Raw genomic sequence first — 17,642 nt, 5'->3', positions numbered from 1 at the left:
CCGCCTGTTTCGGGGTGGGCCGGTGCTACAAAAGATGCAGTTTGATCCGCCCGCCGAGCGCCAGGCGCCGGGGCGGAATCCTGGAGAGTCGAAATGATCGCAATCACGCTGCCGGATGGGTCCCGTCGCGAGTTTCCCGGCCCGGTGACGGTCGCCGAAGTGGCGCAAAGCATCGGCACTGGCCTGGCCAAGGCCGCGCTGGCTGGCAAGGTGGATGGCAACCTGGTCGACACGAGCTACTCCATCGATCGCGATGTGGCACTGGCCATCATCACGGACAAGGATGCCGACGGCGTCGACGTCATTCGTCACTCCACGGCCCACTTGCTGGCGTATGCGGTCAAGGAACTGTACCCGGACGCGCAGGTGACGATCGGCCCGGTGATCGAAAACGGCTTCTACTACGACTTCGCCTACAAGCGTCCCTTCACGCCGGAAGACCTGGCCGCCATCGAGAAGAAGATGACGGAGCTCTCCCGCAAGGACGAGAAGGTCACGCGCGAGGTCTGGAACCGCGACGAGGCGGTGGCGCTGTTCGAGTCGATGGGTGAAAAGTACAAGGCCGAGATCATCGCCTCGATTCCGGCGGACCAGGAGATCGGCCTGTACCGCGAAGGCAAGTTCGTCGACTTGTGCCGTGGCCCGCACGTACCGTCTACGGGCAAGCTCAAGGTCTTCAAGCTCATGAAGGTGGCCGGCGCCTACTGGCGCGGCGATGCCAACAACGAGATGCTCCAGCGCATCTATGGCACGGCCTGGGCCAAGAAGGAAGACCAGGAAGCCTACCTGCACATGCTTGAAGAGGCCGAGAAGCGCGACCACCGTAAGCTTGGCAAGTCGCTCGACCTGTTCCACCTGCAGGAAGAGGCGCCGGGCATGGTGTTCTGGCACCCGAAGGGCTGGCAGGTATGGCAGGCCGTCGAGCAGTACATGCGCGGCCGCCTGACGGTTGCCGGCTATGACGAAGTGCGCACGCCGCAGGTGATGGACCGTTCGCTGTGGGAGAAGTCCGGCCACTGGCAGAACTACAAGGAAAACATGTTCGTCACGGAGTCGGAGAAGCGCGACTACGCGATCAAGCCGATGAACTGCCCGGGCCATGTGCAGATCTTCAACCATGGCCTGCGTTCCTACCGTGACCTGCCGCTGCGCCTGGCCGAGTTTGGCGCCTGCCATCGCAACGAGCCCTCAGGCGCGCTGCACGGGCTGATGCGCGTGCGTGGTTTTGTGCAGGATGATGCGCATATCTTCTGCACGGAAGAGCAGATCGTTGCCGAGGCGAAGGCCTTCAACGAACTGGCGTTCTCGGTCTATGACGACTTCGGCTTCAAGGATGTGGCGGTGAAGCTGTCGCTGCGTCCGGCGCAGCGCGCTGGCTCGGACGAGGTTTGGGATCACGCCGAAGAAGGCCTGCGCCTGGCGCTGCGCGCCTGCGGCGTGGACTGGGAAGAACTGCCGGGCGAGGGCGCATTCTATGGTCCGAAGGTCGAATACCACATCAAGGATGCCATCGGCCGCTCGTGGCAGTGCGGCACGCTGCAGCTCGATCTGGTGCTGCCGGAACGGCTGGGTGCCGAATACGTGGCCGAGGACAACTCGCGCAAGCGCCCCGTAATGCTGCACCGGGCAATTCTCGGTTCGTTCGAGCGTTTCCTCGGCATCCTGCTCGAAAACCACGCAGGTGCACTGCCCGCCTGGCTGGCCCCGGAGCAGGTGGTTGTCATGAATATCGCGGAATCGCAGGCTGAATATGCCGAAAACGTCGTGCAATCGCTGCTAAAACAAGGGTTTAGGGCGAAGGCCGATTTGCGTAACGAGAAAATTACGTATAAAATCCGCGAGCATTCGCTTCAGAAGATCCCCTACCTGCTGGTGGTGGGCGACAAGGAGCGGGATGCCAATCAAGTGGCCGTGCGTGCCCGTGGCAACGTGGATCTGGGTGTGATGCCCGTCTCCGCGTTCGTGGAGCGTCTGCAACAGGACGTCACCCACAAAGCCTGATGGGTCGGAAGCACGGCTTGTTTTTTTGTCTTCTTGAGGTAACGCAACATCGCTACGGACAAAGGTCATCGCATCAACCGGGAGATCAGTGCGCCTGAGCTGCGCCTGGTAGGGGTTGATAACGAGCAGCTCGGCATCGTCAAGTTCATGGACGCACTGCGGCTGGCTGAGGACAAGGACTTGGACCTGGTGGAGATCGCCCCGAACGCGACTCCGCCTGTCGCCCGGATCATGGATTACGGGAAGTTCAAGTACGAGGAAGCCAAGCGCGCGCACGAGGCGAAGCTGAAGCAGAAAATCATCCAGGTCAAGGAAGTGAAGTTCCGCCCTGGCACGGATGATGGCGACTACAACGTCAAGCTGCGCAACCTGAAGCGCTTCCTGGAAGATGGCGACAAGACCAAGATCACGCTGCGCTTCCGCGGCCGTGAGATGGCGCACCAGGAAATCGGCGTGCGTGTGCTCGAACGCCTGAAGGCGGACCTGGAGGAAATCGGCCAGGTCGAGCAGATGCCGAAGATGGAAGGGCGCCAGATGGTGATGGTGATCGCCCCCAAGAAGAAGAAGTAATTTTTGCGCGATGCGGCGGCCGGGATGCCGAGGCATTCCGGCGTTGTGTCGCGTGGAAGTAGCGCGGAACCCTTGTGGCGCCGTGCAACAACAAGTGGATGCGGGTCTTGCAAGCGTCGGCGACAGCCGTCCACCTGCATGCATGTCATAGAGCTGGAGTTTTTCATGCCGAAGATGAAGACGAAGAAAAGCGCCTCCAAGCGCTTTACTGCCCGTCCGAATGGCTCGTTCAAGCGTGGCCAGGCCTTCAAGCGTCACATCCTGACCAAGAAGACCACCAAGAACAAGCGTCACCTGCGCGGTACTCAGGACGTCCATGAGACGAACCTGAAGTCGGTGCGGGCGATGATGCCTTACGCATAACCCTTACGAAAACGAAAGGAGAATTACATGCCTCGAGTAAAGCGTGGGGTCACTGCACGGGCCCGTCACAAGAAAGTCATCGACGCTGCCAAGGGTTACCGCGGCCGTCGCAATAATGTCTACCGTATCGCCAAGCAGGCGGTCATGCGTGCTGGCCAGTACGCGTACCGCGATCGCCGCAACAAGAAGCGCGTGTTCCGCGCTCTCTGGATTGCGCGTATCAATGCCGCGACGCGTGAGCATGGCATGACCTACAGCGTGTTCATGAACGGTCTGAAGAAGGCCTCGATTGAACTGGACCGCAAGGTGCTGTCGGACATGGCTATTCACGACAAGCCTGCCTTTGCCGCCATCGTCAACCAGGTGAAAGCCACCGTTGCCTGATGCCGGCTGCGGCAACCCGTAGGGGTTGCCGGGCAAGCACCGACCGCAAGGTCTGCTGAAACGGGGCTCTCACGGGGCCCCGTTTTCATTTTCGAATGCCGCTTCGGCGATTGCTTAGCAGTCATCACCGCGGGCAGTGCCGAAACGCCATTCGAAACGAACACCAACCCACGCCGCGACGGCTGCATCGTCACGGCGCCAAGCTATTTCCACGACCGCCATGTCTCAGGATCTGGATCAAATCGTCGCCGACGCCCAGGCCGCTTTCGCCGCCGCCAACGACAACGCCACGCTGGAAAACGAGAAGGCCAGGTTCCTCGGCAAGACCGGCGCGCTGACCGAACTGCTCAAGGGCCTCGGCAAGCTCGACCCGGAAACGCGCAAGGCTGAAGGCGCGCGCATCAACCAAGTCAAGCAGCAAGTCGAAGCCGCGCTTACGGCGCGCCGCCAGGCACTGGCCGATGCGCTGATGAATGCGCGCCTGTCCGCCGAAGCCATCGACGTGACCCTGCCGGGCCGCGCAGTCAGCCGCGGCAGCCTGCACCCGGTCATGCGCACGTGGGAACGCGTGGAACAGATCTTCGGCTCGATCGGCTTCGATGTGGCCGATGGCCCCGAGATCGAAACGGACTGGATGAACTTCACCGCGCTGAACAACCCGGACAATCATCCGGCGCGTTCGATGCAGGACACGTTCTATATCGACGGCCGCGACAGCGACGACAAGCTCCTGCTGCTGCGCACGCACACCAGCCCGATGCAGGTGCGCTACGCGAAGATGCACGTCGAGAAGTACGCCGGCAAAGCCATGCCGCCGATCAAGGTGATCTGCCCCGGCCGCACGTACCGCGTCGACAGCGACGCCACGCACTCGCCGATGTTCAACCAGGTCGAAGGCCTGTGGATCGGCGAGGACGTGAGCTTTGCCGACCTGAAGGGCGTGTACACCGACTTCCTGCGCAAGTTCTTCGAGCGCGACGATATCCAGGTGCGTTTCCGCCCGTCGTACTTCCCGTTCACGGAACCATCGGCCGAGATCGACATGGCGTTCGGCAACGGCAAGTGGCTGGAGATCTCCGGGTCCGGCCAGGTGCACCCGAACGTGCTGCGCAATATGGGCCTGGACCCGGAGCGCTACATCGGCTTCGCGTTCGGCTCGGGCCTCGAGCGCCTGACGATGCTGCGCTATGGCATCCACGACCTGCGCCTGTTCTTCGAAGGCGACGTGCGTTTCCTGCGCCAGTTCGCCTGACGCGCCGCGCCCAGCCCTTCGTCAAAGACATCACAGAATACTTACCGGATCAGAAGCGCCATGCAATTCTCGGAATCCTGGCTTCGCACCTTCGCCAACCCTGAAAAGATCTCCACCGACGCGCTGTCGCACAGCCTGACCATGGCCGGGCTCGAAGTGGAAGAGGTCGGCCCGGTCGCGCCGCCGTTCGACAAGATCGTGGTCGCACACGTGCTGTCGACCGAGCGCCATCCCAATGCAGACCGCCTCAACGTGTGCCAGGTCGATGCCGGCACCGGCGAGACGCTGCAGATCGTTTGCGGCGCGCCCAACGTCAAGCCCGGCATCAAGGTGCCGTGCGCATTGGTTGGCGCCGTGCTGCCGCCGGCTGAGCCGGATGGCAAGCCGTTCGAAATCAAGGTTGGCAAGCTGCGCGGCGTGGAGAGCTACGGCATGCTGTGCTCGGCGCGCGAGCTGAAGCTGTCGGAAGACCATGGCGGCCTGCTGGTGCTGCCGGAAGATGCGCCTGTCGGCCAGAACATCCGCGAATACCTGGATCTCGACGATCAGGTCTTCATCATCAAGCTGACGCCGAACAAGGCTGACTGCCTGTCGATCCACGGCGTGGCGCGTGAAGTGTCGGCCCTGACTGGCGCCGCGCTGACGCTGCCGGACATGAAGCCCGTGGCGGTCACCATTGACGACAAGCTGCCGGTAAAGGTGTCGGCGCCCGACCTGTGCGGCCGCTTCTCGGGCCGTGTGATCCGCGGCGTGAATGCGCGCGCGGCCACGCCGGCCTGGATGGTGCAGCGCCTGGAGCGCTCGGGCCAGCGCAGCATCTCGGCGATGGTGGATATCTCCAACTACGTGATGCTCGAGCTGGGCCGCCCGTCGCACGTGTTCGACCTGGACAAGATCCACGGCGGGCTCGACGTGCGCTGGGGCCGCAAGGGCGAACAGATCAAGCTGCTGAACGGCAACACCATCGAGGTGGACGAGCAGGTCGGCGTGATCGCCGACGACAAGGAGATCGAGAGCCTGGCCGGCATCATGGGCGGCGACAGCACCGCTGTGACGCTGGACACGACTAACATCTATCTGGAAGCTGCGTTCTGGTGGCCATCGGCCATCCAGGGCCGTGCGCGCCGCTACAACTTCTCGACCGATGCGGCGCATCGCTTCGAGCGCGGCGTGGACTATGCGACGACGGTTGAGCATATCGAACGCATCACCGCGCTGATCCTCGAGATCTGCGGTGGTCAGGCCGGTCCGGTTGACGATCACATCGTCAACCTGCCGCAGCGCAAGCCCGTCAGTCTGCGTCTGGCGCGGGCCGAACGTGTGCTCGGCATCGAGCTGTCGTCGGCCGTCGTGGCCGATGTGTTCCAGCGCCTGCAGCTTCCGTTCATGCGCTCGCAAGGTGCCGAAGGCGAAGTGTTCGAGGTCACGCCGCCGAGCTATCGCTTCGACATCGAGATCGAAGAAGACCTGATCGAAGAAGTCGCGCGCATCTACGGCTTCGAGCGCATTGCCGCGCGCCCGCCCGTGGCGGAGAGCGAGATGCGCCCGACCAACGAAGGCCGCCGCTCCACGCACGTAGTGCGCCATGCGCTGGCCGCGCGCGACTATCAGGAAGTCATCAACTTCGCTTTCGTTGAGGAGAAGTGGGAGCGAGACTTCGCCGCCAATGACAACCCGATCCGCCTGTTGAACCCCATCGCGAGCCAGCTTGCGGTAATGCGGTCCTCGCTGATCGGCGGCCTGCTCGACAAGGTGCGCTACAACCTGAACCGCAAGGCTGCACGTGTGCGCCTGTTCGAAGTCGGCCGTGTCTTTCATCGCGATGCCGATGTGAAGGACGGCGGCCTGACGGTGGCCGGCTACCATCAACCGATGATGGCTGCCGGTATCGCCTACGGTCCCGCCTTCGAAGAGCAGTGGGGCATCGCCACGCGCAACGTCGATTTCTTCGACGTGAAGGGCGATGTGGAAGCGCTGTTCCATCCGCGCGTCGCGCGCTTCGAACCGGTCGCACATCCGGCGCTGCACCCGGGCCGCGCAGCGCGCGTGCTGATCGATGGCAAGCCGGTCGGCGTCGTGGGCGAAATGCATCCGCGCTGGCTGCAGGAGTATGAACTGACGCAGGCGCCTGTACTGTTCGAACTCCAGCTCGATGCGCTGCGTGAAGCTGGCCTGCCGAGCTACACCGAGATCTCGAAGTTCCCTGCCGCCGTGCGTGATCTGGCTGTAGTCGTGAAGCAGTCGGTACGCGTGCAGGACATGCTTGACAGCATGCGCGCAGCGCTCGACAAGCAGGACTTTGGCCGCTATTGCCAGAGCCTGGTACTGTTCGACGAGTTCCGTCCGAAGGCTGCTTCGGCCGCCATCGCGGCCGACGAGAAAAGCCTTGCGTTCCGGGTGACCTTGCAAGATACTGGGTCGACCCTGCAGGACGAGACCGTCGACAGCGCGGTGCGCTGCATGGTCGAAGCATTGGGCGAAGCCTTCCAGGCCCGCCTGCGCGGCTGACCACCAGCACGTACCACAGACAGGGCGCCCGGGCAGTGCACCCGGGCGGATCGCCAGACAGAATTCCTTGAGCGATCGACATGAAAGATCGAGACGCGAACTCCATGACCGCAGCAGCTTTGGGCGAGATGAGCGACCGGCAGGCTTCCTCCCGCGACGACTCCATGCCGGAAAACCGCGCCACCGAGGTGCCGACGCTGACCAAGGCCGAACTCGCCGAAATGCTGTTCGACCAGGTGGGCCTCAACAAACGCGAATCGAAGGACATGGTCGAAGCCTTCTTCGACGTCATTCGCGAAGCGCTGGAGCATGGCGATAGCGTCAAGCTCTCCGGCTTCGGCAACTTCCAGTTGCGCGACAAGCCGCAACGCCCCGGCCGCAATCCGAAGACCGGTGAAGTCATTCCCATCACCGCGCGCCGCGTCGTGACATTCCACGCAAGCCAGAAGCTCAAGAGCCTGGTGGAGGAGCGTGCGGGCCTGGACGTACCAGGCTGACCGACCGGCCGGGATCACCCCAACGGCGGATTGCTTGGCACAGCAGGCGTCTGTATGCTTCATGGCGCGCGGATCGACGCGCCAACTCAAACCGACCGGCATGGCCTGACGCCTGTCTACACCACTCATGTCGGACAAATCCAGCGAGCGCATAGCGCTGCCGCCCATTCCCGCCAAGCGTTACTTCACCATCGGTGAAGTCAGCGAACTGTGCGCAGTCAAGCCGCACGTATTGCGCTACTGGGAGCAGGAATTCACCCAGCTCAAGCCGGTCAAGCGCAGGGGCAACCGGCGCTATTACCAGCATCATGAAGTCCTGCTGATCCGTCGCATTCGGGAGCTGCTGTACGAGCAGGGCTTCACGATCAATGGTGCGCGCAATCGGCTGGATGAAGGGCGGCACGCGCATCATCATGCCGCGGCAGAGACAGAAGAAGTGGCTGTGGAGACCACGGCGAAGACGTCGGTGCCGTCGGTGGATATCACCAGTCTTCGAGGTGAACTCGTCGACGTCCAGCACCTGCTCGCACAGCTTCAGCAGATCGTGCGGCGCACATAAATTTCAGCAGCACGGCTGGTCAGCGGGGAAATGCGTCTGCTATAATCTTTTTCTTCGGGGCGTAGCGCAGCCTGGTAGCGTACCTGCATGGGGTGCAGGTGGTCGGAGGTTCAAATCCTCTCGCCCCGACCAGTAAATAGAAGGCCTGACAGGTTTTACCTGTCAGGCCTTTTGTCTATCTTCGGCAGGTTTGTCTAACTTCGCCGCCTTTCTCAGCTCGTGGCGCCATTGTCGATGAGTGAGCCTACGCAGGCTGCGCTTCCACCAATGCCCAGTCGCGTGGCGATCTCACGTGTGCGACCGCAACGCGGTACTCCTCGGCCATCTGCGAGACGGTGATTTACGCAAGGCGCTCATAGTGGCCCATTCACGCGCCCGCGCATTTAATGGATTTTTTCCGGCTCAATCATCGATTAATCGAGCGTCGGGAAAACGCATTTACCATCGCGACGCAAAGGCCCGACGGAAGCGAATCGACACATTGCCGGCCACCACCTCAGCGTGCTCATTGACTATGCGGCACGATCCGCAGGGGAATGGGGTGCGTGTACGAGAATTGGCGCAAACGAGAAAGGAGCGCGCCTGCAACGCAAGTCTCAGCGGGTGAAGACCCCAAGCCCCTCGTGGTCGTAGTACTCGAGCCACACCCGGTCGCTGGCAAACGCTGCGCGCGAGATAGTGCCCGGCGTCGCGTTCTCGTTGTGGAGCGTGAAGGTAAAGACATCGCCGTCCAAGTGGGTCAGCGGCAAGGTGAGGGGCCTGGCACCGAGCGTCATCACGAGCGTGCCGCTTTGCTCGGCGACCTGCAGCGGCCCATAGTAGTCGTTGGCATAGATGCCTGCGTAGGTGGATAGCGCGCGCGCCGGCAACGGGCTGGCCGGCGGCGACTGGCCCACCAGCCGGCCCTCGGGCACAAGCAGCGGCGCAAAGGCCTCGGTGAAGATCGCGCTCCAGTCGCGGCGGAAGGCGCCATACTGGACTAGGTCGAGGAATTGCGCATTCAACGTCTCAGGGATGCCGATTGGGTAGCCGTTGGTCAGGGTGACGATGGCCAGGTTCAGCGGCGGCACTGCGGTAAAGCTGGTGGCCGCGCCCACCGCGAAGGCGCCTGAATGGTTGTAGGAAGTCAGGCCCAGCTCGGTCGTGCCGACGTTGAAGCCATAGCCGTAATATCCCGCCGGGCGGCCATTGACGGGCGGACTGCTTTGCATCTGCTGCTCCAGCGCGGGTGCCAGTGCTGCAGCATCGACGATGCGCTGGCCGGCGTACTCACCCTTGGCCAGCAGCATGATCAGCCATTTCGCCATGTCGTTGACTGAAGAACTGACTCCGCCCGCAGGCGATTGCGCATCCGGCATGGTTCCCATGCCTTGCACCCAACTGCCATTGACCTTCACGTGGCCGAGTGCCCGGTTGTCGCGCGCGGCAAAGTCGGCGTAGCGTGAGCTGGTACGCGCCATGCCCAGTGGCTGGTAGATGGCCTGCTCCGATAGCGTGGCCCAGTCGATGCCGGCCGCGGTCGCCACGGCCTCGGCTGCGGCGGTCATGCCGAAGTTGGTGTACTCGTAGACCGCGCGCAGCGGATGCAGCGGCAGGAAGCGCAGGCGCGTGAGTACTTCGCGGCGATCGTAGCCCATATCTTCGAGCCGGTCGCCGGCATGGTCGGGCAGGCCGGAACGATGCGCATAGAGGTCGCCGACGGTCACGGCCTCGGTAGTTTCGGCATCCGACAGAGCGAACCATGGCAAATGCTTGATGACCGGCGTATCCCACTGGATGCTGCCGCGCCCGACCTGGCGCGCCACTACCGTAGCGCCGATGGGTTTGGACACCGAGGCGAGTTGGAACACGGTGTCGGCATCGACGGGAGCGGGGTCGGTCACCAGCCGGCGACCAAAGCCCTTGGCGTACACGGTCTGGTTGCCGCGGACCACGGCAACCGCCATGCCGGGCACACCGGAAGCGCTCATCAGGTTGGCGGCCAGCGTGTCGACCTGGGCGATGGCCTGAGTGATCTGCGCTTCGGGGACGGATCCGGGCGAGGATTGGGAATCGCCATCGCCGCCGCAGGCTGGCAAGGCAGGGGCCAGCACGCCACTGAGCGCAGCACCGAGGAAGCGGCGACGATCTTGCAGTTTTCCCACGGCTGTTCTCCTGGCGGCAAAGGGGCTCCATGCCCTGTGTGCAGACCGATAGGAACTACTGTAGGCGATGGTGTGCTGGAGGTACTATGCCTCAGCGTGAAGGGCTTGCATCCAATCCTGCTTGTTGTATGTCATGCAGGATGACGAGGTGCGGTCAGGAAAGCGATGTTGGCTCACCGCTCAATCCGCCAACGGAAACCCAAACACATCGCCAGCCAGGTCGCGTTCGAAGCGTCCAACCCAAGCTGCGCCATCGGCCCTCGCGTACCGCTCGAACTGACTTCCCACCACGCGCCCAACGCTGATGGTCCGCTGCGCGTCAGACCCATCATCGTCCACCGTCACCTCAAAGTCTTCGACAACAAAACCATGCCGCGCACAGGCGGCTTCAAAAGCGTCCCGTTCTTCCGCAGGCAGTTCGTGATAGCGCTTCAGGACCATGGGCGTCTCCGGGGCTCTTTCAGGCCATCGTAGCACCGCGACTAACGCTCACGTAGGCCGACGTGAGAGCCGGTGGATCAGGCTGGTTTGACGAGGAAAAATCGCCACAAGCCCCGATGCATCTGCCAGCTCGAATTCAGTGAACTCGAACCCCGGGGCAACAGTGCAACCAAGCAGCGAAAAATCCTGCGCACCTGATGGCACGCGTTCGGCAGCAAACCAATGATTGGCTGGAACCATGGCCTGAAACAGCGCGCCGCGGTGCTCCAGCGGATTGCCAAGCCGATGCGTGACAAGGTTGCCGTCGCCGCTCAGCACATGCACATCGAGCGGCGTGCCGGCGTGGAAGTGCCACAGTTCATCCGACCGGATGCGGTGCCATGCGGAGAAATCGTTGTCGCGCAGCATGTAGTAGATGGCAGTCGACGCGCTGCGCTGCCGGCCGTCGCTGCATTGGATATTCTCCGCGCTTCGGTAGGTTTCGCGAAAATAGCCGCCTTCCGGATGGGGCTGCAGATCCAGGGCTTTGATCAGGCGATCAGCGGTGCTGTCAGCTTGCATGGTGTCGGCGAGAGGGCTTCGTCAGAGCAGCGCAAATTGCGCGCGGTCAGGGCCGATGAAGGCCGGTCGGCCGACCGGGTAGCGGTGGTGGTTGCCGCTCGCGTCGAACGACAGGAAGTCGGGCGTCCAGCGCAAGCCTTGCAGTTGCCTCGGCTCGATGCCCTGCACGACGATGGCGCCGTTGCCGACGCTGACGTTTGCGCAAGGCAGGCGCATGTACTCCGCATCGTCACCGAAGTAGTGCGCTTCCAGCAAGATGGAATCGGATTGATAGAGCGGCATGGTAGTGCCTTTGTGAATACTGTATGAATATACAGTATAAATGCCAGGAACGCGTGCGTCATCTCCTTTGCGCGCGGCATTGAAGTGACGAATGCTGCCATTGCGGCGACTGTGTTTCCGGCTTTGGTATAACCTGAACCACAAGGGGGACGAACGCCGCTCCACGTCGCTCCGTGAATCCAAGGGGGCAGCCATGGCGCATTGTCATAACAGGGCCTGCTGGTTTGGGCTGGGTTTGCTGTCCGGTGCCGCAGTGGCGTGCCTCGGCGCGTGGCTGGCGAACGGTGTGCGTCGCGATGCCGGTGCGGGCATGGCCGCTGCCGTGCTTGCGGAGCAAGAACAGGCAGTGGACCCCGAGCCGTTGCCGGAAGCGGCCACCGACATCGTCGAATACCGCGGTTTCGTGATTCATGTGTTTTGCCATGCGCTCGGGGCCAGCCGGTTTCGCGGCGTCTGCGATATCTGGGATTCCGGCGCCGTCGCGCTGGAAGGCGGCTCACCGCCCACGACGTATCCGACACCGGAAGAAGCGCGCGTGGCAACCATCGCATGGGCACGCCAATGGGTGCAGCACAATGGCTGAGCTTGGCGGGGCTCGTTCGTCAGCGGATGGATTGATTTAACCCCTCGCATGTAGGGTAATTGCTACGTCACTTTGCGCTCAAGGAGCAGGACCGCGGACCGTTAGACTGCCCATGGACATTTCCGACCTCCCTCACAAGCCAGCCTCCAATGCCGAACGGATCGGTTGGGCCGGCGCATCCCCCGAGGTGATCGCCAGGGTGCTGAATTCCGCGCTGGCCGCTCAGGACCTGTCCGGCTTTGCGGCGCTGCTTTCGGACATTGCCCGGGACCGGGGCCTGAAGGGCCAGCGCGCCGCGCACCAGTCGATCTACGACATGCCCTACGCCAGCCTGCTGCCACGGCAGACACACCTGCTCGCCGATGCCTTCGAGCTGGTCGTACTGCTGGGCCTCGAATTCCGCCCGCGCGGGCCGGACGAGGACGAGGGCGAGGACTGAGGGACCTGACGGTCCCTCAGGCTTCGTCAGCTTCGTTCCAGCATCCCGATCTCGCGGATAGCCACCGACAGCATCGACAGTCCCGTGGCGCCCGATGCCCGCTGGTCGGTCAGCATGCGCGTGAAGCGTTCCAGCGCGTTTTGCCGGCTGCCACGCCAGCTGTCGATCAGCGGTTCCGCGTTGCCATAGTCGCCGGACTGCCCGAGCACACTGGTCATCAGCGCGCGCTTGAGGCGTCCCAGGTCATCCAGCGTGGTGGTGCGGGCGAGCAGATCCCAATGCGTATCGGCGGGCAGCGCCTGCGCGCGCTCGCGCAGCCAGCCGAAGCTGAGCTGGGTGTCGAGCGCGAAGTAGACGCCAGCCACGAGTTCCAGCGGACGATCGCACGATGCTGCGACCTCCGCGATATCGAGCGCCGCCGCGGCGATGTCGCTGCTGGCTACCTTCTGGGCCAGCGCCGGCTCGACGCCGGCATCGGTCAGCGCACGCGTGCGATCGGCCAGTGCCGCGGCATCGGCCTGCGGTAACAAGGCCGGCAATTGCGGGACCAGCCATTGGGCCGCCTGCGTGAAGCGTGTCATGTCCGCAGCGGTGCTTCCGCCGGTGCGCAAGTACCGGATGAACCAGAGGCAGGCCCGCTCAAGCAGTTGTCCGACCGCGCTGAACATCCGTGCCTGTTCGGCATCGGCCACGCGGTTGTCGAGTGCATCGATGTCTTCCCACAGCGCAGTCAGTCCGAACACGTCGCGCGCGATCAGGCACGCGCGCACGATGTCCGCCGGACGCGCATCCGTTTCTTCCATGATGCGATGCACGAAGGTTGCACCGATCCGGTTGACGAGCAGGTTTGTGAGGTGCGTGGCCAGGATTTCGCGGCGCAGCGGGTGGCGCTGCATGGCCTCGCCATAGCGCTGGCGCAGCGGTACCGGGAAGTAGTCGAGCAGCAGCCCCGCCACCAGTGCATCCTCCGGGACGTCAGAGGCCAGCAGTTCGTCATAGAGCCACATCTTGCTGTACGCCAGCAGCACTGCACGTTCCGGCGAGGTCAGCCCTTCGCCGGCGGCCTTGCGCTCGGCAATCTCTTCGTCGCCGGGCAGGAATTCGAGCGCGCGGTTCAGGCGGCCGGCGCGCTCCAGCCAGCGGATCTGGCGTGCCTCGCCATCGAGCAGAGCGGTGCTGCCGCGGCCCGCCACCGACAGGGCCTGCGTCTGGTAATAGTTGTCCTGCAGCACTAGCAGCCCGACTTCATCGGTCATCTCGGCCAGCAGCTTGTTGCGCTGCTTTTCCGTCATCTCGCCTTCGGCGACGACCTGACCGAGCAGGATCTTGATATTGACCTCGTGGTCCGAGCAATCCACGCCAGCCGAGTTGTCGATCGCGTCGGTGTTGATGCGTCCGCCACGGCGCGCGAACTCGATGCGGCCGAGCTGCGTGAAGCCGAGGTTGCCGCCTTCGCCGACGACCTTGCAGCGCAACTCCGCGCCGTTCACGCGCACGGCGTCGTTGGTGCGGTCACCGGCCTGCAAGTGCGTTTCCTGGCTCGATTTGACGTAGGTGCCGATGCCGCCGTTGTACAGCAGGTCCACGGGCGCCATCAGGATCGCGTGGATCAGCTCGGCCGGCGCCAAGGTGCTTGCGGTAATGCCCAGCACCGCCTGGACCTGCGGCGACAGCGCGATGGTCTTGGCTGTGCGCGGGAATATGCCGCCGCCGGCCGAGATCAGCTTGGTATCGTAGTCGGCCCAACTCGATCGCGGCAGCGCAAACATACGCGCGCGTTCTTGCAGGCTGGAAGCCGGATCGGGATCGGGGTCCAGGAAGATATGGCGATGGTCAAACGCGGCCACCAGCCGGATATGCGGAGACAGCAGCATGCCATTGCCGAACACGTCGCCCGACATGTCGCCGACGCCGGCCACGGTGAAGTCCGTCGTTTGCGTATCGATGCCCATCTCGCGGAAATGCCGCTTGACCGATTCCCACGCGCCACGCGCGGTAATGCCCATCTTCTTGTGGTCATAGCCGACCGAGCCGCCTGACGCGAATGCATCGCCCAGCCAGAAGCCATATTCGGCCGAGATCGCGTTGGCGAAATCGGAGAAGGTGGCCGTGCCCTTGTCGGCTGCGACGACTAGGTACGGGTCGTTGTCGTCAAGACGGACGACGTCAGGCGGCGGCACGAGCGCGCCGGCCACAAGGTTGTCCGTGAGGTCGAGCAGGCCGCGCAGGAACGTCTGGTAGCACGCGACGCCTTCCTGCAGGAACGCATCGCGATCCGTCGGCGGCGGCGGGCGTTTGACGACGAAGCCGCCTTTCGAACCGACCGGCACGATCACGGTGTTCTTCACCATCTGCGCCTTCATCAGGCCCAGCACTTCCGTGCGGAAATCTTCGCGCCGGTCCGACCAGCGCAAACCGCCGCGGGCCACGCGGCCGCCGCGCAGGTGCACACCTTCCACGCGCGGCGAGTAGACCCAGATCTCGAACATCGGCCGTGGTTCAGGCAGGCCGGGTACTTGCGATGGATTGAACTTGAACGAGACGAAAGGTCTCGGTTGTCCGCCGGTATCGCGGTGGAAATAGTTGGTGCGCACGGTCGCGTTGACTACGCCGAGGAACAGGCGCAGGATGCGGTCCTCGTCGAGGTTTGGCACCTGGTCCAGCGCCGTCTCGATATCGGCGAGCAATTGCTGGCAACGCGTGTCGCGCGTACTCATCGTGGCAGGATCGAAGCGTGCGACAAACAGCGCCACCAGTTTCGCGGCGATGCCAGGATTGCCGGTCAGTGCGCGTTCGATGTATGCATCGCTGAAGGTCGAGCCAACCTGGCGCAGGTACTTCGCGTACGCGCGCAGGATGGTGACGTCGCGCGCAGCAAGCTCTGCGCGCAGCACCAGCCGGTTGAGGTCGTCGTTCTCGATCTCGCCATTCCACGCGCGGGCGAACGCATCTTCAAACAGCGCCTTGATGCGCTCGATATCGAAATCGGCACCGCTCGCGCTGTCCGCGATCTCGAGCCCGAAGTCATGGATCCAGACCGGCGCGCCACCATCGGGCTCGATCAGGTATGGGCGTTCCTCGTCCACGCGCACGCCAAGGTGCTCGAGCATCGGCAGGCTATGCGAGAGCGCAATCGGTTCCCCAGCGCGGTACACCTTGAAGCGAAATGCGCCGGGCACGGCCTCGATCGGGCGGTACAGGTTCATGGCAATGCCATTGCCCTGCAACGCGTGCTCCATCAGCTCGATGTCGCGCACCGCGGTGCGTGCGGGGTAGTCTTCGCGATAGCCGGCGGGGAAGGAGCTGCCGTACCGGCGCAGCAGGCTGTTGCCTTGCTCCTCGCCGCGGCTCTCATGCAAGGCATCGGCCAGATCGTCCTGCCAGCGGCGGCTCGCCTGGACGATGCGTGATTCCAGTTCCTGCGTGTCGACCTGCGGCATGCTGCCAGGCTCGCCGCGCACGGTGAGCTGAATGCGCGCCAGCGGCGATTCCGACAGCAGCGGCGTGAACTCGCACGCGCTGCCGTGGAATGCCCCCATCAGGATCTTCTGGATCTTCTGGCGCAGGTCGGTGTTGTACTTGTCGCGCGGGACGAACACCAGGCAGGACACGAAGCGGTCGAAGCGGTCGCGCCGCACGAACAGGCGCGTGCGCTGGTGTTCCTGCAGACGCAGGATGCCGATGGCGATGTCGAACAGTTCGTCCTCGTCGATCTGGAACAGTTCATCGCGCGGATACTGCTCGAGGATGGTGACCAGCGACTTGTACAGGTGGCCCTTGGTCAGGAAGCCGGCACGCGCGAGGATATTCGCGCACTTGCGCCGCACCTGCGGAATCTCGGCAATCGGAGAGGTATAGGCCGTGGACGTGTACAGGCCCACGAAGCGGCGCTCGCCGAACAGCTTGCCGTTGGCATCGAGCAGCTTTACGCCGATGTAGTCGAGGTAGCCGGGCCGGTGCACGGTGGCGCGCGAATTGGCCTTGGTCAGGAAGATCGGCGAACTGCCCTGAATGATGGACGTGGCCGCGGCGGGTAGCGGCGTGAGGTCGTCGGCTTCTGGCGGGCGCAGACTTTCGCGCAGGATGCCGCAGCCAGTGTCCGGCATGCCGCGCAGGAAATAGCGCTGGTCCTGGGAGACCAACTGATAATCGCGCTGGCCAAGGAAAGTGAAGTGGTTGTCGAGCATCCACTGCAGGAAGGCGCGTCCTTCTGTGCTGTCAGCACTATTGGCATCCGGTGCCTGCGCCATGTTGCCGATCGTGGTCTCGGTGATATCGCGCATGCGTTGCCAGTCTTCCACCGCGGCGCGTACGTCGCCGAGCACGCGCGCAATGCCGGTGCGCAGTGCTTCGAGCCGCGCCGGCTCGCCGGTCCGGTCGACCTCGAAATGGATGAACGATTCCAGGTGCGATGCCGCATCGCCGCCGGCGCCGCCCACTTCGATTCTCTCGATGCCGCCCTTGGGGGACCGCCATACGCGGAAGACGGGGTGGATCGCCGAGTGCAGGGCCAGGCCCAGCCGGTTGATCTCCATGGTCACGGAGTCGACCAGGAAGGGCATGTCGTCGTTGACGATCTCGACCACGGTGTGGTCCGAATGCCAGCCGTGCTCTTCCAGGTTCGGGTTGTACACACGAATGCGCGCGGTGCCCGGTACGAACTTCTGAGCGGTTTGCCAATGCGCCATCACGGCGCCATACATATCGGCAACTTCGCGGTGGATCAGGTCATCGGAGTCGGTCTGGTCGTAGTAATGCCGCAGAATCGGTTCAAGCAGCTCGAACCCTGCCGCGGGCAACCGCTCCCGCGCGAACGCCAGCATTTCTTCCTGCAGGTGTGCGACTTTTTCTTCGTTCTCCTGCGGCATGGTGCCTCCTTGCGGTATCGGGCGCGGGCCGGGGCATGCCGCGCGCCTGTACGCAGGCGGGGCATGTGCCGGTGCATGCTCATACTTTAGGAAAAAACAGGACGTTGCGAAGGGAAAGTCTTCACGGCGTCAGCCGTTCACCCGCGCCGCCAAGGCGGCGCCGGGCAAGTGCCGTCAGGCGCCCGGATCA

At 63.5% G+C, this 17,642-nt stretch carries 15 protein-coding genes and 1 tRNA gene; 11 read left to right on the top strand and 5 right to left on the bottom strand.

Annotated elements, in window-relative coordinates:
- The first annotated feature begins 93 nt into the window (after positions 1–93).
- From thrS to KHO41_RS00130, 9 genes are all read left to right on the top strand, one after another.
- On the top strand, positions 94–2,001 hold the full coding sequence (gene thrS, locus KHO41_RS00170; protein ID WP_211951300.1) for a threonine--tRNA ligase: 1,908 nt from the start codon (positions 94–96) through the stop codon (positions 1,999–2,001).
- Between the two features lie 48 nt (positions 2,002–2,049).
- The gene (gene infC / locus KHO41_RS00165) at positions 2,050–2,571 is read left to right on the top strand and encodes a translation initiation factor IF-3 (RefSeq protein WP_084791900.1); all 522 of its coding nucleotides are present in this window, start codon (positions 2,050–2,052) and stop codon (positions 2,569–2,571) included.
- Between the two features lie 165 nt (positions 2,572–2,736).
- A complete protein-coding gene (gene rpmI / locus KHO41_RS00160) occupies positions 2,737–2,934 on the top strand; it encodes a 50S ribosomal protein L35 (RefSeq protein ID WP_011297448.1) in 198 nt (65 codons plus the stop codon).
- A 27-nt stretch (positions 2,935–2,961) separates the two neighbouring features.
- Complete coding sequence (rplT, locus tag KHO41_RS00155; protein ID WP_008650487.1) at positions 2,962–3,318, top strand: 50S ribosomal protein L20; 357 nt, start codon at positions 2,962–2,964, stop codon at positions 3,316–3,318.
- 220 nt (positions 3,319–3,538) lie between these two features.
- A complete protein-coding gene (gene pheS / locus KHO41_RS00150; protein ID WP_211951299.1) occupies positions 3,539–4,570 on the top strand; it encodes a phenylalanine--tRNA ligase subunit alpha in 1,032 nt (343 codons plus the stop codon).
- A 60-nt stretch (positions 4,571–4,630) separates the two neighbouring features.
- A complete protein-coding gene (gene pheT / locus KHO41_RS00145; RefSeq protein ID WP_211951298.1) occupies positions 4,631–7,078 on the top strand; it encodes a phenylalanine--tRNA ligase subunit beta in 2,448 nt (815 codons plus the stop codon).
- A gap of 80 nt (positions 7,079–7,158) precedes the next feature.
- On the top strand, positions 7,159–7,575 hold the full coding sequence (locus KHO41_RS00140) for an integration host factor subunit alpha (protein ID WP_211951297.1): 417 nt from the start codon (positions 7,159–7,161) through the stop codon (positions 7,573–7,575).
- Between the two features lie 127 nt (positions 7,576–7,702).
- Complete coding sequence (locus KHO41_RS00135; protein WP_211951296.1) at positions 7,703–8,134, top strand: MerR family transcriptional regulator; 432 nt, start codon at positions 7,703–7,705, stop codon at positions 8,132–8,134.
- 55 nt (positions 8,135–8,189) lie between these two features.
- Positions 8,190–8,266 (top strand) — tRNA-Pro (locus tag KHO41_RS00130).
- Positions 8,267–8,730: 464 nt separating this feature from the next.
- On the opposite strand, the gene KHO41_RS00125 is transcribed toward KHO41_RS00130, so the two are convergent.
- From KHO41_RS00125 to KHO41_RS00110, 4 genes are all read right to left on the bottom strand, one after another.
- Entirely contained in the window at positions 8,731–10,278 is a 1,548-nt protein-coding gene (locus KHO41_RS00125; RefSeq protein ID WP_211951295.1) for a serine hydrolase, read from the bottom strand.
- A gap of 180 nt (positions 10,279–10,458) precedes the next feature.
- Entirely contained in the window at positions 10,459–10,719 is a 261-nt protein-coding gene (locus KHO41_RS00120) for a hypothetical protein (protein WP_211951294.1), read from the bottom strand.
- 48 nt (positions 10,720–10,767) lie between these two features.
- The gene (locus KHO41_RS00115; RefSeq protein ID WP_211951293.1) at positions 10,768–11,280 is read right to left on the bottom strand and encodes a cupin domain-containing protein; all 513 of its coding nucleotides are present in this window, start codon (positions 11,278–11,280) and stop codon (positions 10,768–10,770) included.
- A 21-nt stretch (positions 11,281–11,301) separates the two neighbouring features.
- Positions 11,302–11,562 carry a hypothetical protein gene (locus KHO41_RS00110; protein WP_211951292.1) on the bottom strand — a complete coding sequence of 87 codons (261 nt, stop codon included), beginning with the start codon at positions 11,560–11,562 and terminating at the stop codon, positions 11,302–11,304.
- Between the two features lie 193 nt (positions 11,563–11,755).
- On the opposite strand from KHO41_RS00110, the gene KHO41_RS00105 reads away from it, so the two are divergent.
- Both KHO41_RS00105 and KHO41_RS00100 read left to right on the top strand, forming a co-directional pair.
- On the top strand, positions 11,756–12,145 hold the full coding sequence (locus KHO41_RS00105; protein ID WP_211951291.1) for a hypothetical protein: 390 nt from the start codon (positions 11,756–11,758) through the stop codon (positions 12,143–12,145).
- Between the two features lie 112 nt (positions 12,146–12,257).
- Entirely contained in the window at positions 12,258–12,584 is a 327-nt protein-coding gene (locus KHO41_RS00100) for a hypothetical protein (RefSeq protein ID WP_211951290.1), read from the top strand.
- A gap of 26 nt (positions 12,585–12,610) precedes the next feature.
- On the opposite strand, the gene KHO41_RS00095 is transcribed toward KHO41_RS00100, so the two are convergent.
- Positions 12,611–17,452 carry an NAD-glutamate dehydrogenase gene (locus tag KHO41_RS00095; RefSeq protein WP_211951289.1) on the bottom strand — a complete coding sequence of 1,614 codons (4,842 nt, stop codon included), beginning with the start codon at positions 17,450–17,452 and terminating at the stop codon, positions 12,611–12,613.
- Positions 17,453–17,642: the final 190 nt, after the last annotated feature.

Source organism: Cupriavidus numazuensis, assembly GCF_905397435.1.
GTDB lineage: Bacteria > Pseudomonadota > Gammaproteobacteria > Burkholderiales > Burkholderiaceae > Cupriavidus > Cupriavidus numazuensis.
The sequence above is the reverse complement of the archived record's forward strand: the minus strand, read 5'-3'. Positions and strand labels throughout refer to the sequence as shown.